The 18,925-nt window shown below is 63.5% G+C and carries 15 protein-coding genes; 7 read left to right on the top strand and 8 right to left on the bottom strand.

Annotation, left to right across the window (positions count from 1 at the left end):
- Positions 1-81: 81 nt before the first annotated feature.
- Positions 82-1,767: a dihydroxy-acid dehydratase gene (gene ilvD, locus ACP7DD_RS06265; protein WP_426173850.1), complete on the top strand. Its 1,686-nt coding sequence runs from the start codon at positions 82-84 to the stop codon at positions 1,765-1,767.
- Between the two features lie 73 nt (positions 1,768-1,840).
- On the opposite strand, the gene ACP7DD_RS06260 is transcribed toward ilvD, so the two are convergent.
- Entirely contained in the window at positions 1,841-2,065 is a 225-nt protein-coding gene (locus ACP7DD_RS06260) for a TIGR04438 family Trp-rich protein (protein WP_099793112.1), read from the bottom strand.
- Between the two features lie 186 nt (positions 2,066-2,251).
- Here ACP7DD_RS06260 and ACP7DD_RS06255 point away from each other — a divergent pair, with 186 nt between their 5' ends.
- Entirely contained in the window at positions 2,252-2,560 is a 309-nt protein-coding gene (locus ACP7DD_RS06255) for a c-type cytochrome (RefSeq protein WP_426173849.1), read from the top strand.
- Between the two features lie 158 nt (positions 2,561-2,718).
- Here the strand turns inward: ACP7DD_RS06255 and ACP7DD_RS06250 are convergent, their stop codons facing one another.
- From ACP7DD_RS06250 to folD, 6 genes are all read right to left on the bottom strand, one after another.
- Positions 2,719-3,861: a branched-chain amino acid ABC transporter substrate-binding protein gene (locus ACP7DD_RS06250; RefSeq protein WP_426173848.1), complete on the bottom strand. Its 1,143-nt coding sequence runs from the start codon at positions 3,859-3,861 to the stop codon at positions 2,719-2,721.
- A gap of 211 nt (positions 3,862-4,072) precedes the next feature.
- The gene (locus ACP7DD_RS06245; RefSeq protein ID WP_426173847.1) at positions 4,073-4,591 is read right to left on the bottom strand and encodes a hypothetical protein; all 519 of its coding nucleotides are present in this window, start codon (positions 4,589-4,591) and stop codon (positions 4,073-4,075) included.
- Positions 4,588-5,013, bottom strand: coding sequence for a DNA polymerase III subunit chi (locus ACP7DD_RS06240; RefSeq protein ID WP_426173846.1), 426 nt, complete (start codon positions 5,011-5,013; stop codon positions 4,588-4,590). The genes ACP7DD_RS06245 and ACP7DD_RS06240 overlap by 4 nt, the downstream gene beginning before the upstream one ends.
- Before the next feature lie 8 nt (positions 5,014-5,021).
- Positions 5,022-5,627 carry a DUF4124 domain-containing protein gene (locus ACP7DD_RS06235; protein WP_426173845.1) on the bottom strand — a complete coding sequence of 202 codons (606 nt, stop codon included), beginning with the start codon at positions 5,625-5,627 and terminating at the stop codon, positions 5,022-5,024.
- A 37-nt stretch (positions 5,628-5,664) separates the two neighbouring features.
- The gene (locus tag ACP7DD_RS06230) at positions 5,665-7,755 is read right to left on the bottom strand and encodes a M3 family metallopeptidase (RefSeq protein WP_426173844.1); all 2,091 of its coding nucleotides are present in this window, start codon (positions 7,753-7,755) and stop codon (positions 5,665-5,667) included.
- Positions 7,756-7,774: 19 nt separating this feature from the next.
- The gene (gene folD, locus ACP7DD_RS06225) at positions 7,775-8,635 is read right to left on the bottom strand and encodes a bifunctional methylenetetrahydrofolate dehydrogenase/methenyltetrahydrofolate cyclohydrolase FolD (RefSeq protein ID WP_426173843.1); all 861 of its coding nucleotides are present in this window, start codon (positions 8,633-8,635) and stop codon (positions 7,775-7,777) included.
- Between the two features lie 294 nt (positions 8,636-8,929).
- Here folD and aceE point away from each other — a divergent pair, with 294 nt between their 5' ends.
- The 3 genes from aceE to lpdA all read left to right on the top strand — a co-directional run bounded on the left by aceE (position 8,930) and on the right by lpdA (position 15,171).
- Positions 8,930-11,626, top strand: a complete 2,697-nt coding sequence (aceE, locus tag ACP7DD_RS06220) for a pyruvate dehydrogenase (acetyl-transferring), homodimeric type (protein WP_426173842.1) — start codon at positions 8,930-8,932, stop codon at positions 11,624-11,626.
- Between the two features lie 77 nt (positions 11,627-11,703).
- Positions 11,704-13,335 carry a dihydrolipoyllysine-residue acetyltransferase gene (aceF, locus tag ACP7DD_RS06215; RefSeq protein ID WP_426173841.1) on the top strand — a complete coding sequence of 544 codons (1,632 nt, stop codon included), beginning with the start codon at positions 11,704-11,706 and terminating at the stop codon, positions 13,333-13,335.
- 12 nt (positions 13,336-13,347) lie between these two features.
- Complete coding sequence (gene lpdA, locus ACP7DD_RS06210) at positions 13,348-15,171, top strand: dihydrolipoyl dehydrogenase (RefSeq protein WP_426173840.1); 1,824 nt, start codon at positions 13,348-13,350, stop codon at positions 15,169-15,171.
- A gap of 185 nt (positions 15,172-15,356) precedes the next feature.
- Here the strand turns inward: lpdA and ACP7DD_RS06205 are convergent, their stop codons facing one another.
- The gene (locus ACP7DD_RS06205; protein WP_426173839.1) at positions 15,357-16,034 is read right to left on the bottom strand and encodes a TetR/AcrR family transcriptional regulator; all 678 of its coding nucleotides are present in this window, start codon (positions 16,032-16,034) and stop codon (positions 15,357-15,359) included.
- A gap of 116 nt (positions 16,035-16,150) precedes the next feature.
- On the opposite strand from ACP7DD_RS06205, the gene ACP7DD_RS06200 reads away from it, so the two are divergent.
- Entirely contained in the window at positions 16,151-17,308 is a 1,158-nt protein-coding gene (locus ACP7DD_RS06200) for a biotin/lipoyl-binding protein (protein WP_426173838.1), read from the top strand.
- A 10-nt stretch (positions 17,309-17,318) separates the two neighbouring features.
- Positions 17,319-18,905: a DHA2 family efflux MFS transporter permease subunit gene (locus tag ACP7DD_RS06195; RefSeq protein WP_426173837.1), complete on the top strand. Its 1,587-nt coding sequence runs from the start codon at positions 17,319-17,321 to the stop codon at positions 18,903-18,905.
- Positions 18,906-18,925 lie beyond the last annotated feature (20 nt).

Raw genomic sequence — 18,925 nt, 5'->3', positions numbered from 1 at the left:
GACTCACAGGCACGATCATACGGTATTTGACTTGGCATTGCCGGCAAGGCATTCTGCAACATCGCTTACCAGGAGTTCACCATGGCAGACCAGCCCCGCTACAACCGCCGTTCCCGCAATATCACCGAAGGCGTCTCGCGCAGCCCGAACCGATCGATGTACTACGCGATGGGTTACGAGGAGGCCGATTTTTCCAAGCCGATGATCGGCATCGCCAACGGCCACTCGACCATCACGCCGTGCAACTCGGGGCTGCAGAAACTGGCAGACATCGCCATCTCGTCGATCAAGGAAGCGGGCGGCAATCCGCAGGTGTTCGGCACGCCGACCATTTCGGACGGCATGTCGATGGGCACGGAAGGGATGAAGTATTCGCTGATCTCGCGCGAAGTCATTGCCGACTGTATCGAAACGGCCGTCAACGGCCAGTGGATGGACGGCGTGGTGGTGATCGGCGGCTGCGACAAGAACATGCCGGGCGGGATGATCGCGATGGCGCGCACCAACGTGCCGAGCATTTATGTGTACGGCGGCACCATCAAGCCGGGCAACTGGAAGGGCAAGGACCTGACCATCGTGTCGGCCTTCGAGGCGGTGGGCGAATTTACCGCCGGGCGCATGTCGAAGGAAGATTTCGACGGCATCGAGCGCAACGCCTGTCCGTCGGCCGGCTCGTGCGGCGGCATGTACACCGCCAACACCATGTCGTCGTCGTTCGAGGCGCTCGGCATGGCGCTGCCGTACTCGTCGACGATGGCCAATCCGGACGACGAAAAGGTCGGCTCGGCGGCCGAGTCGGCGCGCGTGCTGGTCGAAGCCGTCAAGCGCGACCTCAAGCCGCGCGACATCATCACGCGCGAGTCGATCGAGAACGCGGTGTCGCTGATCATGGCGACCGGTGGCTCGACCAATGCTGTGCTGCACTACCTGGCGATCGCCCACGCGGCCGAAGTGGAGTGGACGCTCGACGACTTCGAGCGCGTGCGCCTGAAAGTGCCTGTCATCTGCAACCTCAAGCCGTCCGGCCAATATGTGGCCACGGACCTGCACAAGGCCGGTGGCATTCCGCAGGTGATGAAGCTGTTATTGGATGCAGGCATGCTGCATGGCGACTGCATCACCATCACCGGCCAGACCATTGCCGAGCAGCTCGCCGACATTCCATCGGTGCCGGATCCGAAGCAGGACGTCATCCGCACCATCGACAAAGCGCTGTATGCGCAGGGCCACCTCGCGGTCCTGAAAGGCAACCTGTCGCCGGAAGGCTGCGTCGCCAAGATTTCGGGTCTGAAAAATCCGGTGATCACCGGGCCGGCGCGCGTCTTTGACGACGAGTACACGGCGATGGATGTGATTTTGGCCGACGGCATCAAGCCGGGCGACGTGCTGGTGTTGCGCTACCTGGGGCCGAAGGGAGGTCCCGGCATGCCCGAGATGCTGGCGCCGACCGCGGCGCTGATCGGCAAGGGGCTGGGCGAGTCGGTCGGGCTGATCACGGACGGCCGTTTCTCCGGCGGCACCTGGGGCATGGTGGTGGGCCACGTCGCGCCGGAAGCATATCTGGGCGGCACGATTGCGCTGGTGGAGGAGGGCGACTCGGTGACGATCGATGCGCACCAGCAGCTGATCCAGCTGAACGTGGCCGATGAAGAGATCGCGCGGCGCCGTGCGCTGTGGAAGCAGCCGGCGCCGCGCTATACGCGTGGCGTGCTGGCAAAGTTCGCGAAGCTGGCCTCGTCGGCCAGCAAGGGCGCCGTCACCGGCTGAGGACGCCCGTCGACGCGAATGCCACTACACCGGGGTCAGACCTAGGTCTGACCCCGGTGTTATTTGAGCGGCATTATTTGCGCTTGTCGAACGTTTGCTTGATGCGGTCCTTGCGGCGCTGCTCATCGACGTTGTGTTCTTTCTTCTTGTCCAGGCCGAGCATCTTTTCGATGAACTCGAACCAGATGAACGCGAACAGCATCAGGCCGATGATGTACCACCACGATATCTCGGCAAATCGCCAGACCTCGAAGAAACGTAGTCCGACCAGTAGTGCAATGATGATAATCAGTGGCATTGAGAACTCCTTTTCATCCCAGCATCTTACAAACATTCTGGTGCCGAGGGGCAATTAATCGCAAAGTAAGGGAGCTGCTGTGGTCAACCCGCCGCACTGGCCGCGCGTTAATTGTTACAGTCGCCCTGTTTCACGTTGTCGGAAACACGGTAGAATGTATTTCTAAGTAGTCACACTGGAGAAAAAATGAAACGCTCAATGATGCTGTGCATGGTCGTATCTGCCCTCGCTTCCACTTCGGCGATGGCAAATGCCGACTTGGCCAAAGCCAAGAACTGCATGGCTTGCCACGCCGTTGCCAACAAGCTCGTCGGACCAGCATACAAAGACGTGGCAGCGAAGTACGCCGGCCAGAAGGATGCTGAAGACAAGCTCGTCGGCAAGGTCCTCAAGGGTGGTTCGGGCACCTGGGGCGCGGTCCCGATGCCGGCCAACCCGCAGGTCAGCGAAGCGGAAGCGCGCACGCTGGTCAAATGGGTCCTCGCCCAGAAATAATATTTGCTGCGTCCCAAACGAAAGCGCGCCGACCGAAGTCAGCGCGCTTTTTTTCATTCCAAAACCGGGGTCAGACCAAGGGCCAGACCCGTTTTTTTATTAGGCTCGCCGCACTGGCGCTTGCCCTTTAAACGGGTCTGACCCCGGTTTTGGGGCAATTAGCGGACGACTTCCATCTTGGTCTTCTTGCCGCCCTTGTACGTGAACAGGGTCAGCGAGCCGTCCTTGATGTCGCCGAAGTTGTCGAACTGGATCAGGCCGGTGACGCCCTGGTACTTGATTTTCTTCAGCTCAGGCAGGTACTTCGCAGGATCGGCCGACTTGGCATTCTGCATCGCGGTCGCCATCGTCATCACGGCGTCGTAGACATACGGCGCGTAGATCTGGACGTCGGCGTTGTACTTCTTCTTGTAGCGGGTAACGAAGTCGGTCATGACTTTCTCTTGCGCACCGGTCACGCCGCCGGCTTCGGCGCAGGTTACGCTCCCTTCGCCGATGCCGTCGCCAGCCAGACGGGCCAGCGCTTCGGTGCAGATACCGTCGCCGCCCATGAACTTGGCAGTGATGCCAAGTGCCTTCATTTGCTTGAGCATCGGGCCGCCGACCGAATCCATGCCGCCGAAAAAGATCAGGTCAGGCTTCTTGGCCTTGATCGAGGTGAGGATGGCGGTGAAGTCGGTTGCGTTGGCGTTGGTGAATTCCTTGCCGACGATTTTGACGCCAGGCATTTTAGCCTTGGCGCCTTTGACGAACTCGTCAGCCACACCCTGGCCGTAGGCGGTGCGGTCGTCAATCACGGCGATGTTCTTGGCGCCCAGCTTCTCGACGGCATAGCGGCCCAGCGTGCCGCCGAGCTTGTTGTCGTTGGCGACGACGCGGAATGCGCCCTTGAAACCTTGCTTGGTGTAGGTCGGGATCGTGGCCGATGGCGAAATCTGCGGGATGCCGGCATCGTTATAGATGCGCGACGCCGGCACGGTGGTGCCCGAATTGAGGTGGCCGACCACGCCGTTGACTTTGGCGTCGACCAGCTTCTGCGCCACTGCCGTGCCTTGCTTCGGATCGGCGGCGTCGTCTTCAGTTAACAGCTGCAACGTCACTTTTTTGCCATTGAGCATGAAGCCCTTGGCGTTCAGCTCTTCGACGGCCATCTTGGCGCCGTTTTCGTTATCTTTGCCCAGGTGCGCGCTGGCGCCCGAGATCGGAGCCACATGGCCAATCTTGACGATGTCCTGCGCGCCGGCGGTGCCGGCAAACGCCATTGCGATGGCTACTGGGATGAGCTTCGTTGTGAACTGCATGTGGCATTCTCCAAAGGGATTGATGAGGACAACAGCGCTCGTGACGCCGATATTGTAATTTTTGCGTAGGGCAAAAGGTACAACAAATTGCAAGGTTCGCAAAGGGGTAAACGTGCCGAATGGCAGTTGGGTGGACGCGTTCCGTCGGGCAAACGCGTCATTTTTGTAAGCAGATGCAAGCCGAACCCGCGCCGGCGGCGCCGGCTGGGGCTTATTTGTTCGGTATCTGCAGTTGCGCCAGCTCGTCGCCGACGGCGCCGGTGACGATTTTTTCGATCGATTGCTGCAAGCCGCTGCGCAGCTCGTCGGTGATGCCGGCGACGGCGCCCTGCAGTATTTTTTCCAGGCTCTCGCGCACGCGCTGGTCGAGCATGGCGTCGATCTGGTCGTGCAGTTGCGCGAGGATGCGTTCGCCAAGGCGCTGTTCCAGCTCGGCCCAATTCGGCTCGTGGACGTCGGCAACGGGCGCGTCCTCAATCACTTCAGCGACCTCGACGAACTCAACCACCTCGGCGGGCAGAATCTCCTCGGCCACCTCCGTCACCTCAGCCTCAACGACCTCGTCCGCCAACTCAGTGTCCAGAGCAGCCCCAGATGCAGTCGACTCTGCATCCACGACCACCTCAGCCGGCATGTCGCGTTGTGCCTGCACTTCTTTCTCGACAGGACGATCCTGGAAAACCTCGGTCAATACCGGGATGCTGGCGTCGAACGCCGGGTTCTTGATCATGACTGGCCTGCCACGAAGTGGGTCAATGGATACGACTGCTGCTTGTAGGCGACATAGCGGATGCGGCCGGCGGCCGCGTCTTCCTCGTCGGTGGAAATGATTTCGAAGACGCGCTGGAAACGGTCCACATTGGCCGGCCTGCGCCGTGTCAGATTGACCAGCATGTCGCCGTGCGGAAAGTCAGCCTGGTCGCTGTCGGTGACGATGATCGGCGTCTGCGGCGCCAACGCGTCCCCCGACATCACGTGCGGCAGGAAATCAGTCTCCGACACCGTCCACAGGGCGTCGTAGAGGCTGGCTGCCTGGCCCGCATCCTCGGCCAGCAGTACCAGTTTGCCGCCGGCGGCATACGCTTTGCGCGCCAGTCGGCAGGCATAGCTAAGCTTGTCAGCAATATTGGTATGGAAGTCGATCCGGGTCATCGGCGTGCTCAAAACTTGAAGCCGGGTGGGGCGTCAGGCGGCGGCACCGGACGGGACGGCGGAGCGACGGGAGCCAGCTCCGGCGCCACGTCGCGCGCCAGCGGCCGCGCCACAGGGGCCGCCGGTTCTGCCGGCGGATTCTTGTAGCCAGCAGGCAAACTGCCGCGCGCAGGGTAGGCGGCGGCGGTCAGTGCCGCGTTCCAACCGCCGGCCTCGAAGCCAACCCGCTTGGCGCCGCCCACCAGCAGCAGCGGCACCTGGGTCGAGCCACCGGCCTCGCTGAGGTTTTGCTGGTCGTCATTCGAGGAAACGGTTTTCTCGGTGAACGGGATGCCGCGCTGTTGCAGCAAGGCACGACCCTGGTCGCACGGCGAGCACGGCAACCCGGTGTACAGCACGACCGGGCTCTTCCTTGCGGTCTCGGCCAGTGCGTACGGCAACTGTACGCCCTCGGCGCCGCCCGGCGTGGCCTTGCGCTCGAGCTTGGCCACGTTGCCCTGCGGCGGCTTGTCGCTGAAATGCACCACGCCTTTGGCATCGGTCCACTTGAACATTTGCGCACTGGCGCCGGCCGCGCACAGCAGCAAGACCAAGCCCGCGTTCAATTTCTTCATCGACTGCTGCATACTCTCTCCCGTCGGCGAGCCCTCATCAGGAACTCATGCCGCTATGGCGAAGCAAGGCGTCGATGCTCGGCTCGCGGCCGCGGAAGGCCTTGAACGATTCGAGCGCCGAACGCGAGCCGCCCACCGCAAGGATCTCTTGCTGAAAGCGCTTGCCGGTTTCTTCGGACAGGGCGCCGCCACCCGCCGCGACCGCTTCTTCGAACGCGGCATAAGCGTCGGCGGACAAGACTTCCGCCCACTTGTAGCTATAGTACCCGGCAGCATACCCGCCGGCAAAGATATGTCCGAAAGAGTGTTGGAATCGGTTGAATGCGGGCGGCATCATGACGGAGAATTTCTCGCGCACGTCGTTGATCAGCTGCTGCACGGACTGCGCGCTGGCCGGATCGTAGTCATAATGCAAATGCATGTCGACCAGCGAAAACTCGACCTGCCGCAGTGTCTGCATGCCCGACTGGAAGTTTTTTGCTGCAAGCATCTTGTCGTACAGCGCACGCGCCAGCGGCGCGCCAGTCTCCACGTGCGATGTCATGTGTTGCAACACTTCCCATTCCCAGCAGAAGTTTTCCATGAATTGCGACGGCAATTCGACCGCATCCCACTCGACGCCGGAAATGCCCGATACCGAGATCTCGTCGACCTGGGTCAGCATGTGATGCAGGCCGTGGCCGAACTCGTGGAACAGCGTTGTCACTTCGTCGTGCGTAAACAGCGACGGCTGCAGCACGCCGTCAACGGTGGCCGGGGGCGTAAAGTTGCACGTCAGGTAGGCGACCGGCGTTTGCAAGGTGCCGCCGGTTTCCAGGCGCCGCCCGCGGGCGTCGTCCATCCAGGCGCCGCCGCCCTTGCCGGCGCGCGCGTACAGGTCGAGGTAGAACTGGCCGATCAGCTTGCCGTCGCGCTCGATGCGGAAGAAGCGCACGTCCGGATGCCACACCGGCGCGCTGTCCGGCGCGATGCCGACGTTAAACAGCGACTGCACCAGGTGGAACAGGCCATCGATGACCTTCGGCTCGGGGAAGTATTCTTTCACTTCCTGCGCCGAGAACGCATAACGCTGCTCGCGCAGTTTTTCCGACGCGTAGGCAAGGTCCCAGGCTTCCAGCTTCTCGATGCCGAGCTGCTGTTTGGCGAACGCACGCAGTTCGGCCAGGTCCTTCTCGGCGAACGGCCGCGCGCGGCGCGCCAGGTCTTCGAGGAACTCGATCACGTGCTCCGGGCTTTGCGCCATTTTCGGCACCAGCGACACCTCGGCGAAGTTGCGGTAGTCGAGCAGCTTGGCTTCCTCGTCGCGCAGTTTGAGCAAGGTGGCAATGTTGTCGGTGTTATCCCACTTTTGCAGCTCGCTGAAGACCGTGCCCATTTCCGACGCCTTGGTCGAGCTGGCGCGGTAGATGGTTTCGCGCAGCACGCGGTTGTCGGCAAATTGCAGGATCGGGAAGTAGGAGGGGAAGTGCAGCGTGAACTGCGAGCCGGCCTTGCCGTCCTTTTCGGCGCCAGCGCGCGCGGCCTGCTTGACGTCGTCCGGCAAGCCGGCCAGTTCGGCTTCGTCGTCGATCAACAACTTGTAGTCGTTGGTGGCATCGAGCACGTTTTCGGAAAAGCGCGTCGACACCGCGGCGTGCTGCTCCTGGATGTCGGCGAAGCGCTGCTTTTTTTCGGGCGGCAGTTCGGCGCCGCCGAGGCGGAAGTCGCGCAGCGCGTTGTCGATGATTTTCTTGCGCGCGAACGACAGGTTGACGTACTCGGGACTGGCCTTGATCGCCTTGTACTTGGCAAACAGCGCTTCGTTTTGCGCCAGCGCGGTCCAGAACTCGGTGACCTTCGGCTGCGCTTCGTTGTAGACGGCGCGCAACTCGGGCGTGTCGACCACGTTGTTGAGATGGTTGACCACGCCCCAGGCGCGGCCCAGTTTTTCGGTGGCGTCTTCCAGCGGGATGACGAAGTTATCCCACGTCGCATTGGCCGACGGCGCCTCGAGCTCGGCGACGACCTTGGCGGCGTGCGCGATCAGCTCGTCGATGGCCGGCAGCACGTGCTCGGGTGCGATGGCGTCGAAGCGCGGCAGTCCGGAAAAATCGAGCAGGGGATTGGCAATGTTGGTCTCTGTGTTCATGGGCACTCCTCAGTATTAGTTAGACGCGGCCGCGCGGTTCGCGTTCCGCCGCTTCCACGGTATTCATCAGCAACATGGTGATCGTCATCGGTCCGACCCCGCCTGGCACCGGCGTGATGTGCGACGCGACCTCGCGCACGCCGGCGGTGTCGACGTCGCCGCACAGCTTGCCGTTGTCGTCGCGGTTCATGCCGACGTCGATGACGATGGCGCCCGGCTTGACCATGTCGGCCGTCAGCGTATTGCGCCGGCCGACCGCGGCGACGACGACATCGGCCTGGCGCGTGTGGCAGGCCAGATCCGGTGTCGCGCTATGGCATATGGTCACGGTGGCGTTCGCTTGCAAGAGCAACAGCGCCATCGGCTTGCCGACCGTGTTGCTGCGCCCGATCACGACCGCGTGCCTGCCGCGCAGGTCGACGCCGGTGCTTTCGATCAGTTTCATGCAGCCGTACGGGGTGCATGGGTGAAAACCGGGCAGGCCGGTCATCAGTTCGCCGGCCGACAGCACCGAGTAGCCGTCGACGTCCTTGGCGGTCGAAATGGCTTCGATGACCTTGTGCGGGTTGATATGGCGCGGCAGCGGCATCTGCACCAGGATGCCGTGGATGGCGGCGTCGGCGTTGAGGGCGGCGATGCGCTCGAGCAGGGCCGCTTCGGACAGGTCGGCGTCGTACTTTTCGAAGGTCGAGTGAAAGCCGACGTCGGCGCAGGCCTTGACCTTGTTGCGCACGTAGACCTGGCTGGCCGGGTCTTCGCCGACCAGGATGACGGCCAGTCCCGGCTGCTTGCCGCGCGCGCTCAGCGCGGCGGCGCGCGAGGCGATCTCGGCGCGCAATTGTTGGGAAAGGAGGACTCCATCGATCAGTTGGGCGGGCATGGTAGGGGCTAAGAGCAGAAGGGAAACGAGATTATAAAGCCGCTGCCGCTATCGCGCGCCTTCATTCCCGGAACGTCCGCATATTGATATATAGACAGGGATAAAAAAAGGCACGCGCGCAGCCTTGCCGCTACGGTTATTTCACATTGCGAAATGACTTATCGTAATTTGAAATTATCGGAAAGTGCTGGTAGAATCCTTACATTAAAGCAGAGTATTAGTAAATAATCAGGTAAAAACCGTCCGCCGGCGAACCGCGACCAGGCAGGGCGACCACAACAGGAGACGCATCACATGTCAGCTCAACTCGACCCGTTGACGGCCCAGGCCGCCAACGATCCGGACACCCTCGAAACCAAAGAATGGCTTGAAGCGCTCGAAGCGGTCATCGAAAACGAAGGACCCGAGCGGGCCCACTACCTGATGGAGCGCCTGGTCGACCTGGCCCGTCGGCGCGGCGCCCACATCCCGTTCTCGAGCAACACCGCCTACGTCAACACGATCCCCGCCCACCTCGAACAGCACTGCCCCGGCAACCTCGAATTCGAAGAGCGCCTGCGCTCGTGGATGCGCTGGAACGCGATGGCGATGGTGGTCAAGGCCAACCGCGTGGACGGCGACCTTGGCGGCCATATCTCCAGCTTCGCCTCGCTGGCCAACATGCTCGGCATCGGCTTCAACCACTTCTGGCACGCGCCGACCGAAGACCACGGCGGCGACCTGCTGTACATCCAGGGCCACTCGTCGCCCGGCATCTACGCCCGCGCCTACCTCGAAGGCCGCCTGACCGAAGACCAGCTGCTCAACTTCCGCCGCGAAGTCGACGGCAAGGGCCTGTCGTCGTACCCGCACCCGAAGCTGATGCCCAAGTTCTGGCAGTTCCCGACCGTCTCGATGGGTCTCGGCCCGCTGATGGCCATCTACCAGGCACGCTTCCTGAAGTACCTGCACGCGCGTTCGATCGCCGACACCGAGAACCGCAAGGTGTGGGTATTTTGCGGCGACGGCGAGATGGACGAGCCGGAATCGATGGGCGCGATCGGCATGGCCGCGCGCGAGCGTCTCGACAACCTGGTGATGGTGGTGAACTGCAACCTGCAGCGCCTCGACGGCCCGGTGCGCGGCAACGGCAAGATCATCCAGGAACTCGAAGCGGACTTCCGCGGCGCCGGCTGGAACGTCATCAAGGTCATCTGGGGCCCGGGCTGGGACGAGCTGCTGGCCAAGGACAAGAACGGCATCTTGCAGCGCGTGATGATGGAAACGGTCGACGGTGAATACCAGAACTACAAGGCCAAGGACGGCGCTTACGTGCGCAAGAACTTCTTCGGCAAGCATCCGGATCTGCTCAAGATGGTCGCCAACATGACCGACGACGACATCTGGCGCCTGACGCGCGGCGGCCACGATCCGCACAAGATCTACGCCGCCTTCAAGCTGGCGCAGGATAACAAGGGTACGCCGACGGTGCTGCTGGTCAAAACCGTCAAGGGCTTCGGCATGGGCAAGTCGGGCGAGGCGCGCAACACCGCGCACCAGACCAAGAAGCTCGACGACGACGCGATCCGCGAAATGCGCGACCGTTTCGCCATCCCGATCCCGGACGACCAGCTGGCCGACATTCCGTTCTTCAAGCCCGCCGCCGACGCGCCGGAAATGATCTACCTGCACGAGCGACGCAAGGCACTCGGCGGCTACCTGCCGCAGCGCCGTCCGCAGGCTGACGAGACGCTGGTGGTGCCGCCGCTGACGGCTTTCCAGAACGTGCTCGACGCCACCGCCGAAGGACGCGAGATCTCGACGACGCAAAGTTTTGTCCGCATCATCTCTACCCTCTTGCGCGACCAGAGTTTGGGCCAGCGCATCGTGCCGATCCTGGTCGACGAATCGCGCACCTTCGGCATGGAAGGCCTGTTCCGCCAGATCGGCATCTTCAACCAGCAGGGCCAGTTGTACGAGCCGGTCGACAAGGACCAGGTGATGTACTACCGCGAAGACAAGGCCGGACAGATTCTGCAGGAAGGCATCAACGAAGCCGGCGGCATGAGTTCGTGGATCGCCGCGGCGACGTCGTACTCGTCGAACAATCGCGTGATGATCCCGTTCTACACCTTCTATTCGATGTTCGGCATGCAGCGCATCGGCGACCTGGTATGGGCCGCCGGCGACATGCGCGCACGCGGCTTCCTGATGGGCGGCACGGCGGGACGCACCACGCTTAACGGCGAAGGCCTGCAGCACGAAGATGGCCACAGCCACGTGTTCGCCGCCACCATCCCGAACTGCATGCCGTACGATCCGACGTTCGCGCATGAAGTGGCGGTGATCGTGCATGACGGCCTGCGCCGCATGGTGACGAACCAGGAAGACGTGTTCTACTACATCACGCTGATGAACGAGAACTACCCGATGCCAGGGCTGCGCCAGGGCACCGAAGAGGGCATCCTGAAGGGCATGTACCTGCTGCAGGAAGGGCCAAGCGAAGCGCAGCTGCGCGTGCAGCTGATCGGTTCGGGCACGATTTTGCGCGAGTCGATGTTTGCAGCCGAACTGTTGATGAACGACTGGGGCATCGCGGCCGACGTCTGGTCCGCACCATCGCTGACGATGGTGGCGCGCGAAGGTGTCGATTGCGAGCGCTGGAACCTGGTCAACCCGACCGCGGCGCCGCGCGTGCCGTACCTGACGCAGCTGCTTGCCGACACCAGCGGCCCGATCGTTTCGACGACCGACTACGTGCGCCAGTTCTCCGACCAGATTCGCGCGTTCGTGCCGAAGGGGCGCAGCTTCACCACGCTCGGCACCGACGGTTTCGGCCGCTCCGATTCGCGCGTCAAGCTGCGTGAGTTCTTCGAGGTGAACCGCTACTATGTGACCGTGGCCGCGCTGAAGGCGCTCGCTGACGACGGCATCATTGCCCTGTCGATGGTGGCCGAGGCGGTTGCCAAGTACAACCTCGATCCGAACAAGCCGAATCCGGTGACGCAGTAAGTGTTAACTCGACGGTTTTGCGGGTATGGGTGTAATCGCGCTCTCTGTACAAAAACGAACAATAACGGAGTCATGCTATGAGCATAGTGGAAGTCAAGGTCCCGGATATCGGCGACTTCAAGGAAGTGGAAGTTATCGAGTTGATGGTCAAACCGGGCGACACCATCAAGGTCGACCAGTCGCTGGTCACGGTCGAATCGGACAAGGCGAGCATGGAGATCCCATCGTCGCATGCCGGCGTCGTCAAGGAAATCAAGATTAAGGTCGGCGACAAGGTCGCTGAAGGCTCGCTCGTGCTGGTGCTCGAAACGTCGGACGCGGCTGCGCCGGCCGCAGCGCCAGCGGCTGCCGCACCTGCCGCACCTGCCGCCGCTGCCGCCGCACCCGCTGCCGCCGGCACTATCAGCACCGTGGAAGTGAAGGTGCCCGACATCGGCGACTTCAAGGAAGTTGAAGTCATCGACCTGATGGTCAAGCCGGGCGACACCATCAAGGTCGACCAGTCGCTGATCACGGTCGAATCGGACAAGGCCAGCATGGAGATCCCGTCGTCGCACGCCGGCGTGGTCAAGGAAATGAAGGTCAAGGTCGGCGACAAGGTCGCCATGGGCTCGATCGTATTGGTGATCGAGACCACTGGCGCAGGCGCACCTGCTGCCGCGGCACCTGCTGCTCCGGCTCCAGCGCCCGCAGCGCCCGCACCCGCCGCGGCGCCGGCTGCAGCTGCAGCGGCGCCGGCACCGGCCGCTTCCTCTGCCCCGCAAGTCGATGCGTCGAAAGCGCACGCGTCGCCATCGATCCGCAAGTTCGCCCGTGAGCTTGGCGTGAATCTGGGCCTGGTCGGCGGCAGCGGTCCGAAAGGCCGCATCACGCAGGAAGACGTGCAGAAGTTCGTCAAGGGCGTGTTGGCCGAATCGGCGTCGCCATCTGCCAAGCCGGCTGCCGGCGGCGGCACCGGGGTCGGTCTCGACCTGCTGCCATGGCCGTCGCTCGACTTCAGCAAGTTCGGCCCGACCGAGCTGCTGCCGCTGTCGCGCATCAAGAAGATCAGCGGCCCGAACCTGCACCGCAACTGGGTGATGATCCCGCACGTGACGACGTTCGACGAAGCGGACGTCACCGACCTGGAGCAGTTCCGCGTCGATTCGAACGCCGCGCTGGCCAAGCAGAAGTCGGCCGTCAAGCTGACCATGCTGGCGTTTGTGATCAAGGCAAGCGTCGCGGCGCTCAAGAAGTTCCCACAGTTCAACGCGTCGCTCAGCGGAGATGGCGCAAGCCTGATCCTGAAGCAGTACTACAACATCGGCTTTGCGGCCGATACCCCGAACGGTCTGATGGTCCCGGTGGTCAAGGATGCGGACAAGAAGACGGTATCGCAGATCGCCACCGAAATGGGCGAGCTGTCGGCCCAGGCGCGCGACGGCAAGCTTAGCCCGGCGAACATGCAGGGCGCGACCTTCACCATCTCGTCGCTGGGCGGCATTGGCGGCACGGGGTTCACGCCGATCATCAATGCACCGGAGCTGGCGATCCTCGGCCTGTCGAAGTCGGCCATGAAGCCAGTATGGGATGGCAAGGCCTTCCAGCCGCGCCTGATGCTGCCGCTGTCGCTGTCGTACGACCACCGCGTGATCGATGGCGCAGGCGCTGCACGCTTCGCCGCCTACCTGGCCGAGGTGCTGGCCGACCTGCGCAAAACCCTGCTGTGATTGGAGCGCATGATGAGCACAATTGAAGTGAAGGTCCCGAACATCGGCGACTTCAAGGAAGTGGAGGTAATCGAAGTGATGGTCAAACCGGGCGACACGATCAAGGTCGACCAGTCGCTGATCACGGTCGAATCCGACAAGGCCAGCATGGAGATCCCGGCCAGCCACGCCGGCGTGGTCAAGGAAGTGAAGGTCAACGTCGGCGACAAGGTGGCCGAAGGCTCGCTGCTGCTGGTGCTGGAAGAAGGCGCAAGCGCCGCGGCGCCGGCTGCTGCTGCAGTCAGTCCGCCGGCAACCGCCGGCGCCCCGGCGCCAACCTCGAACACAGAATCGTATGCGCCGGCAGTGCCCGCGCCGGCTGCCGCCAAGGCGGCAACGCCGGCGCCGAATGCGGGCAGCTACGCCGGCAAGGTCGACGTCGAATGCGAGATGATGGTGCTCGGCGCCGGTCCCGGCGGCTATTCGGCGGCATTCCGCTCGGCCGACCTGGGCATGGACACGGTGCTCATCGAGCGCTACGCCACGCTGGGCGGCGTGTGCCTGAATGTAGGCTGCATTCCGTCCAAGGCGCTGCTGCACGTGGCGGCCATGATCGATGAAGCGGCGTCGATGGCCAAACACGGCGTCACGTTCGCCCAGCCGAACGTCGACATCGACGGCCTGCGCGCGTACAAGGACAAAGTCGTCGGCAAGATGACCGGCGGCCTGGCCGGCATGGCCAAGGCGCGCAAGGTCAACGTGGTGCAGGGCGTCGGCCAGTTCGTCGGCCCGAACCATATCGAAGTGACCGCAGCCGACGGCAGCAAGAAGGTCATCGGCTTCAAGAAGGCGATCATCGCCGCCGGTTCGTCGGTGGTGAAGCTGCCGTTCGTGCCGGAAGACCCGCGCATTGTCGATTCGACCGGCGCGCTGGAGCTGCGCGGGATTCCGAAGAAGATGCTGGTCATCGGCGGCGGCATCATTGGCCTGGAAATGGCGCACGTGTACTCCACGCTGGGCGCCCGTATCGACGTCGTCGAGATGATGGATGGCCTGATGCAGGGCCCGGACCGCGACATGGTCAAGGTCTGGCAAAAGTTCAACGAGCACCGCTTCGACAAGGTCATGACCAAGACGAAGACGGTGGGCGTCGAAGCGCTGGCCGAAGGAATCAAGGTCAGCTTCGAAGCGGCGGAGGCGGGCGCCGCGGCGCCTGAGCCGCAGCTGTACGACATGGTGCTGGTCGCGGTCGGGCGCAGCCCGAACGGCGGCAAGATCGCCGCCGACAGGGCTGGCGTGACGGTGACCGAGCGCGGCTTCATTGCGGTCGATGGCCAGATGCGCACCAACGTGCCGCATATCTTCGCCATCGGCGACTTGGTGGGCCAGCCGATGCTGGCGCACAAGGCGGTGCATGAAGCGCACGTCGCGGCCGAAGCCGCGCACGGCGAGAAATCCTTTTTCGACGTGAAGGTGATCCCGTCGGTGGCCTACACCGATCCGGAAGTGGCATGGGTCGGCATCACCGAAGAAGAAGCGAAAGCGAAGGGCATCAAGCTGGAGAAGGGTCATTTCCCGTGGGCCGCGAGCGGCCGCGCGGTGGCCAATGGCCGCGACGAAGGCTTCACCAAGCTGCTGTTCGACGCCGAGACGCACCGCATCGTTGGCGGCGGCATCGTCGGCACGCACGCGGGCGACATGATCGGCGAGATCGCGCTGGCAATCGAGATGGGCGCCGACGGCGTCGATATCGGCAAGACGATCCACCCGCACCCGACGCTGGGCGAATCGATCGGCATGGCGGCCGAAGTGTACGAAGGCGTGTGCACGGATCTGCCGCCGCCGCGTAAGCGCTAGTAGCTAGACGAGGGCGTACAAAAACCGGGACGTGTCCCGGTTTTTTTTCGGCTGGCGGGCCGGCAGCTCGGAGAGGGGCAGACACCGGTTTTTCAGTCGGGGGTCTGACCCCGGTCAGGTGGCGTCAACACACCCCGGTCAGACCCCCTTTAAGGGCAACACCGGGGTCTGACCCTCGGCGAAGCTCAGCGCAGGGCGCTGCGGTAGAACAGGTCGAGGCGCTTTTCAAGCGCGCCGAGTTCCTGCTCGCGCGTCTCGCCACCTGGTACAAACAGCATCCGGGTGTAGAAGTCGCCGATGACGCAATTGAGCAGGTGGACCGGCAGCAGCGTGACGTCGACGTCGGCGCGCAATTGCGCGCGAATGTCGGGGCGCGCGAAAAAGCGCGCCAGCATGTCGCGCGTCTGCTTCGGGCCGGCCTCGTAAAACGTCTGCGCCAGCTCGATGTTGCCCGGCGCGTCGGCAATGACCATGCGCGCCATGCTCAGCGCTTCCGGCGCCATCACCAAGTCGAGGAACTGGGCGCCGAAGTCGCTGATGATCTGCTTGAGCGGGCGCTGGTCCGCGTCCATGTCGTCGGTGTTGAAGAAGCGCTCGCGGTTGGCCACCAGCACCGCATTGAGCAGGCCGGCCTTGCCGCCGAACTTGACGTAGATGGTGCGCACCGCGACGTGCGCTTCGCGCGCCAGCATCTCCAGGCTGACCTGGCGGTAGCCGTGCTTGAGAAACAGGCGTCCCGCGGTGTGGATCAGGTCGTGCAGGCGCGCCTCGCGCTCGCTGCTGCGCGGGCGGCCGGCGCACTTCTGGCAGGACGGGGTGGATGGGGCGGATGGGGTGGATGAGTCGGTCGAATCGGTATTCATGGCCAGACTGTAGCCCAAATTAAAATGAAATGCAATCGTTTCATTTCTTGACTTGCCCTAAAATCTGTCGAATAATGCGCAATCGCCTTTTTATTTTTTCTATCCGGAGTTGTTCCATGTCAGCCACGTCCACCAAGCCCGAGCCAACGCCGCTAGTCGCCGTCCATCCAGCCGCCGCTCCTGCCAGCACGCCGCCGAACCGGCGCCTGATCGGCATCGTGGCGGTGATCGCGCTGATCGCACTCGGCGTCGGCGGGCGCATGTGGTACAGCAGCCATTATTTTGTCGAAACGGAGAATGCCTACGTGTCCGGCCACGTGCATCCGGTGTCGTCGCGCATCGCCGGCGTCGTCACGCGCGTGGTGGTCGAAGATAACCAGCGCGTCAAGGCCGGCGACGTCATCGCCGAACTCGATCCGGCCGACCAGCGCGTCAAGATCGAGCAGATCCAGGCGCAGATCGCCAGCGCCGAGCAGCAGGTGCTGCAGGCCGAGGCGACCATCGCCCAGGTCAAGGCGCAGGCGAGCGGCGCGCAGGCGCAGGTGGCGCAGTCGCAGGCACAGCTGCAGCGCACCAGGCAGGACGCCGAGCGTTACGGCCAGTTGTACAACACGCAGATGAAGGCGGTCTCGAAGGCCGAACTTGACGCGGCCAACGCCGCCCGCGCCGGCGCCACCGCCGACCTGGCCGCACGCCGCGACAACGTGCTCGCCGCGCAGGCGCAGATCACCGCCGCCGGGTCCGGGCGCGATGTGCTCAAGGCCCAGGTCAAGGTGCTGCAGACGCAGCTCAAGGACGCGCGCCAGCAGCTGGCCTACAACCAGATCGTCGCGCCCGTCGCCGGCCGCATCGGCAAGCGCAGCGTGGAAGTTGGCGCGCGCGTCCAGCCCGGCCAGCAGCTCGCCGCGATCGTGCAGGACGAGGTATGGATTACCGCGAACTTCAAAGAGACCCAGCTGGCCGGCATCGTGCCGGGACAAGCGGTACACGTGGTCGTCGACGCCATGCCGGACCATCCGCTGGTCGGGCGCGTCGACAGCTTCTCGCCGGCGTCGGGCAACCAGTTCGCGCTGCTGCCGGCCGATAACGCGACCGGTAACTTCACCAAGGTGGTCCAGCGCGTGCCGGTGAAAATCGTGCTGCTGCCGGAAGACGTGCGCCAGCTGGCCGGGCGCCTGGTGCCGGGCATGTCGGCGCTGGCCGAAATCGAATTGCGCCAGAAAGCGGCGCCGGCAGCCCACGCGGCCGCGCCGGGCGCAGCCGCCAGCCGCTAAGCGGAAACCCATGAGCAGCACAACCTACAAAGCGCCGGCGGCCGTTGCCGAGCAGGTCGACATGCGCACGTGGATTGCGGTCGCCGCCGGCATGCTCGGCGCCTTCATGGCGGTGCTCGACATCCAGATCACCAACTCGTCGCTGAAGGACATCCTCGGCACGCTGTCGGCCACGCAGGAAGAGGGCTCGTGGATCTCGACTGCCTACCTGTGCGCCGAAATCGTCGTCATTCCGCTCGCCGCGCTGCTGGTGCGCGTGTTCACCATGCGCGGCTACATGATCGGCACCACCGCCGCCTTCCTGGTGTTCTCCACCTTGTGCGGCTGGGCGTGGAACCTCGAGAGCATGATCGTGTTCCGCATGCTGCAGGGCTTTACCGGCGGCGCGCTGATTCCAATGGCGATGACGCTGGTGATGGCCAAGCTGCCGCCGTCGAAGCGCGCGGTCGGCATGGCCGTCTTCGGCCTGACCGCCACGCTGGCGCCGACGATGGGGCCGACCCTCGGCGGCTATCTGTCGGAACTGTATGGCTGGCCGTCGATCTTCTATATCAATTGGGTGCCGGGACTGCTGCTGATCCTCGGCATCTGGTGGGGGCTGGACAAGGAGAAGATCGAGCTCAAACTGCTGGCGCAGGCCGACTGGATCGGCATCGCGTTCATGGCGGTGGGCCTTGGCTGCCTGACCATCTTCCTGGAAGAAGGCAATTCGAAGGACTGGTTCGATTCGAGCTTCATCATCACCTTCGCCGCGCTGGCGCTGGTGGGCATTGTCGGCTGGGTCAGTACCAGCATGGTGCGCGCCGAACCGTTCGTCAACCTGCGGCTGTACGGCGAGCGCAACTTCCTCGTTGCCACGGCGCTGTCGGCGTGCGTCGGCATGGGCCTGTATGGCGCCTCGTTCCTGCTGCCGCTGTACCTGGGCCAGATCGCCGGCTACACGCCGATGCAGATCGGCCTGGTCATCATGTGGGCAGGCCTGCCGCAGCTGCTGGTGATGCCGATCGCCGCGGCGCTGTCGTCGAAGGTCGACAACCGCATCCTGTGTTCATTCGGGCTGGCGCTGTTCGGCATCTCGTGCCTGATGAATTCGCACATGGACTTCACCACCGGCTACGACCAGCTGATCTGGTCGCAGGTGGTGCGCGCGCTCGGCGTACCGTTCATCATGCTGACGTTGTCGAACTTCGCGATGCAGGGCATCGCGCCGCGCGACATGGCGTCGGCGTCGAGCCTTTTCAACATGACGCGCAACCTCGGCGGCTCGGTCGGCATCGCCATGCTGGCCACGGCGCTGACCAACCGCGAGCACTTCCACTCGGCGCGCCTGGGCGAGTCGATTTCGATCTACGCCGCCGCCACCCAGCAGCGCATCGACCAGCTGACGCAGGGGTTCATCGCCAGCGGTACCGATGCGGTCACCGCCGGCAACCAGGCGCTGGCGGTGCTGGCGGGGATCGTGCGGCGCGAGTCGTATGTGATGGCCTACAACGACGGCTTCGTGATCATGGGTTACGTCCTGATCGGCTGCATCGCGGTGCTCTGGTTCGCCAACAAGGTCAAGTCGCCGTCCGGCGGCGGCGCCGGCGCCCACTAAACAAGATAATGAGAATGACC

The organism is Massilia sp. TWR1-2-2, assembly GCF_049897565.1.
GTDB lineage: Bacteria > Pseudomonadota > Gammaproteobacteria > Burkholderiales > Burkholderiaceae_D > JAFCUW01.
The sequence above is the reverse complement of the archived record's forward strand: the minus strand, read 5'-3'. Positions and strand labels throughout refer to the sequence as shown.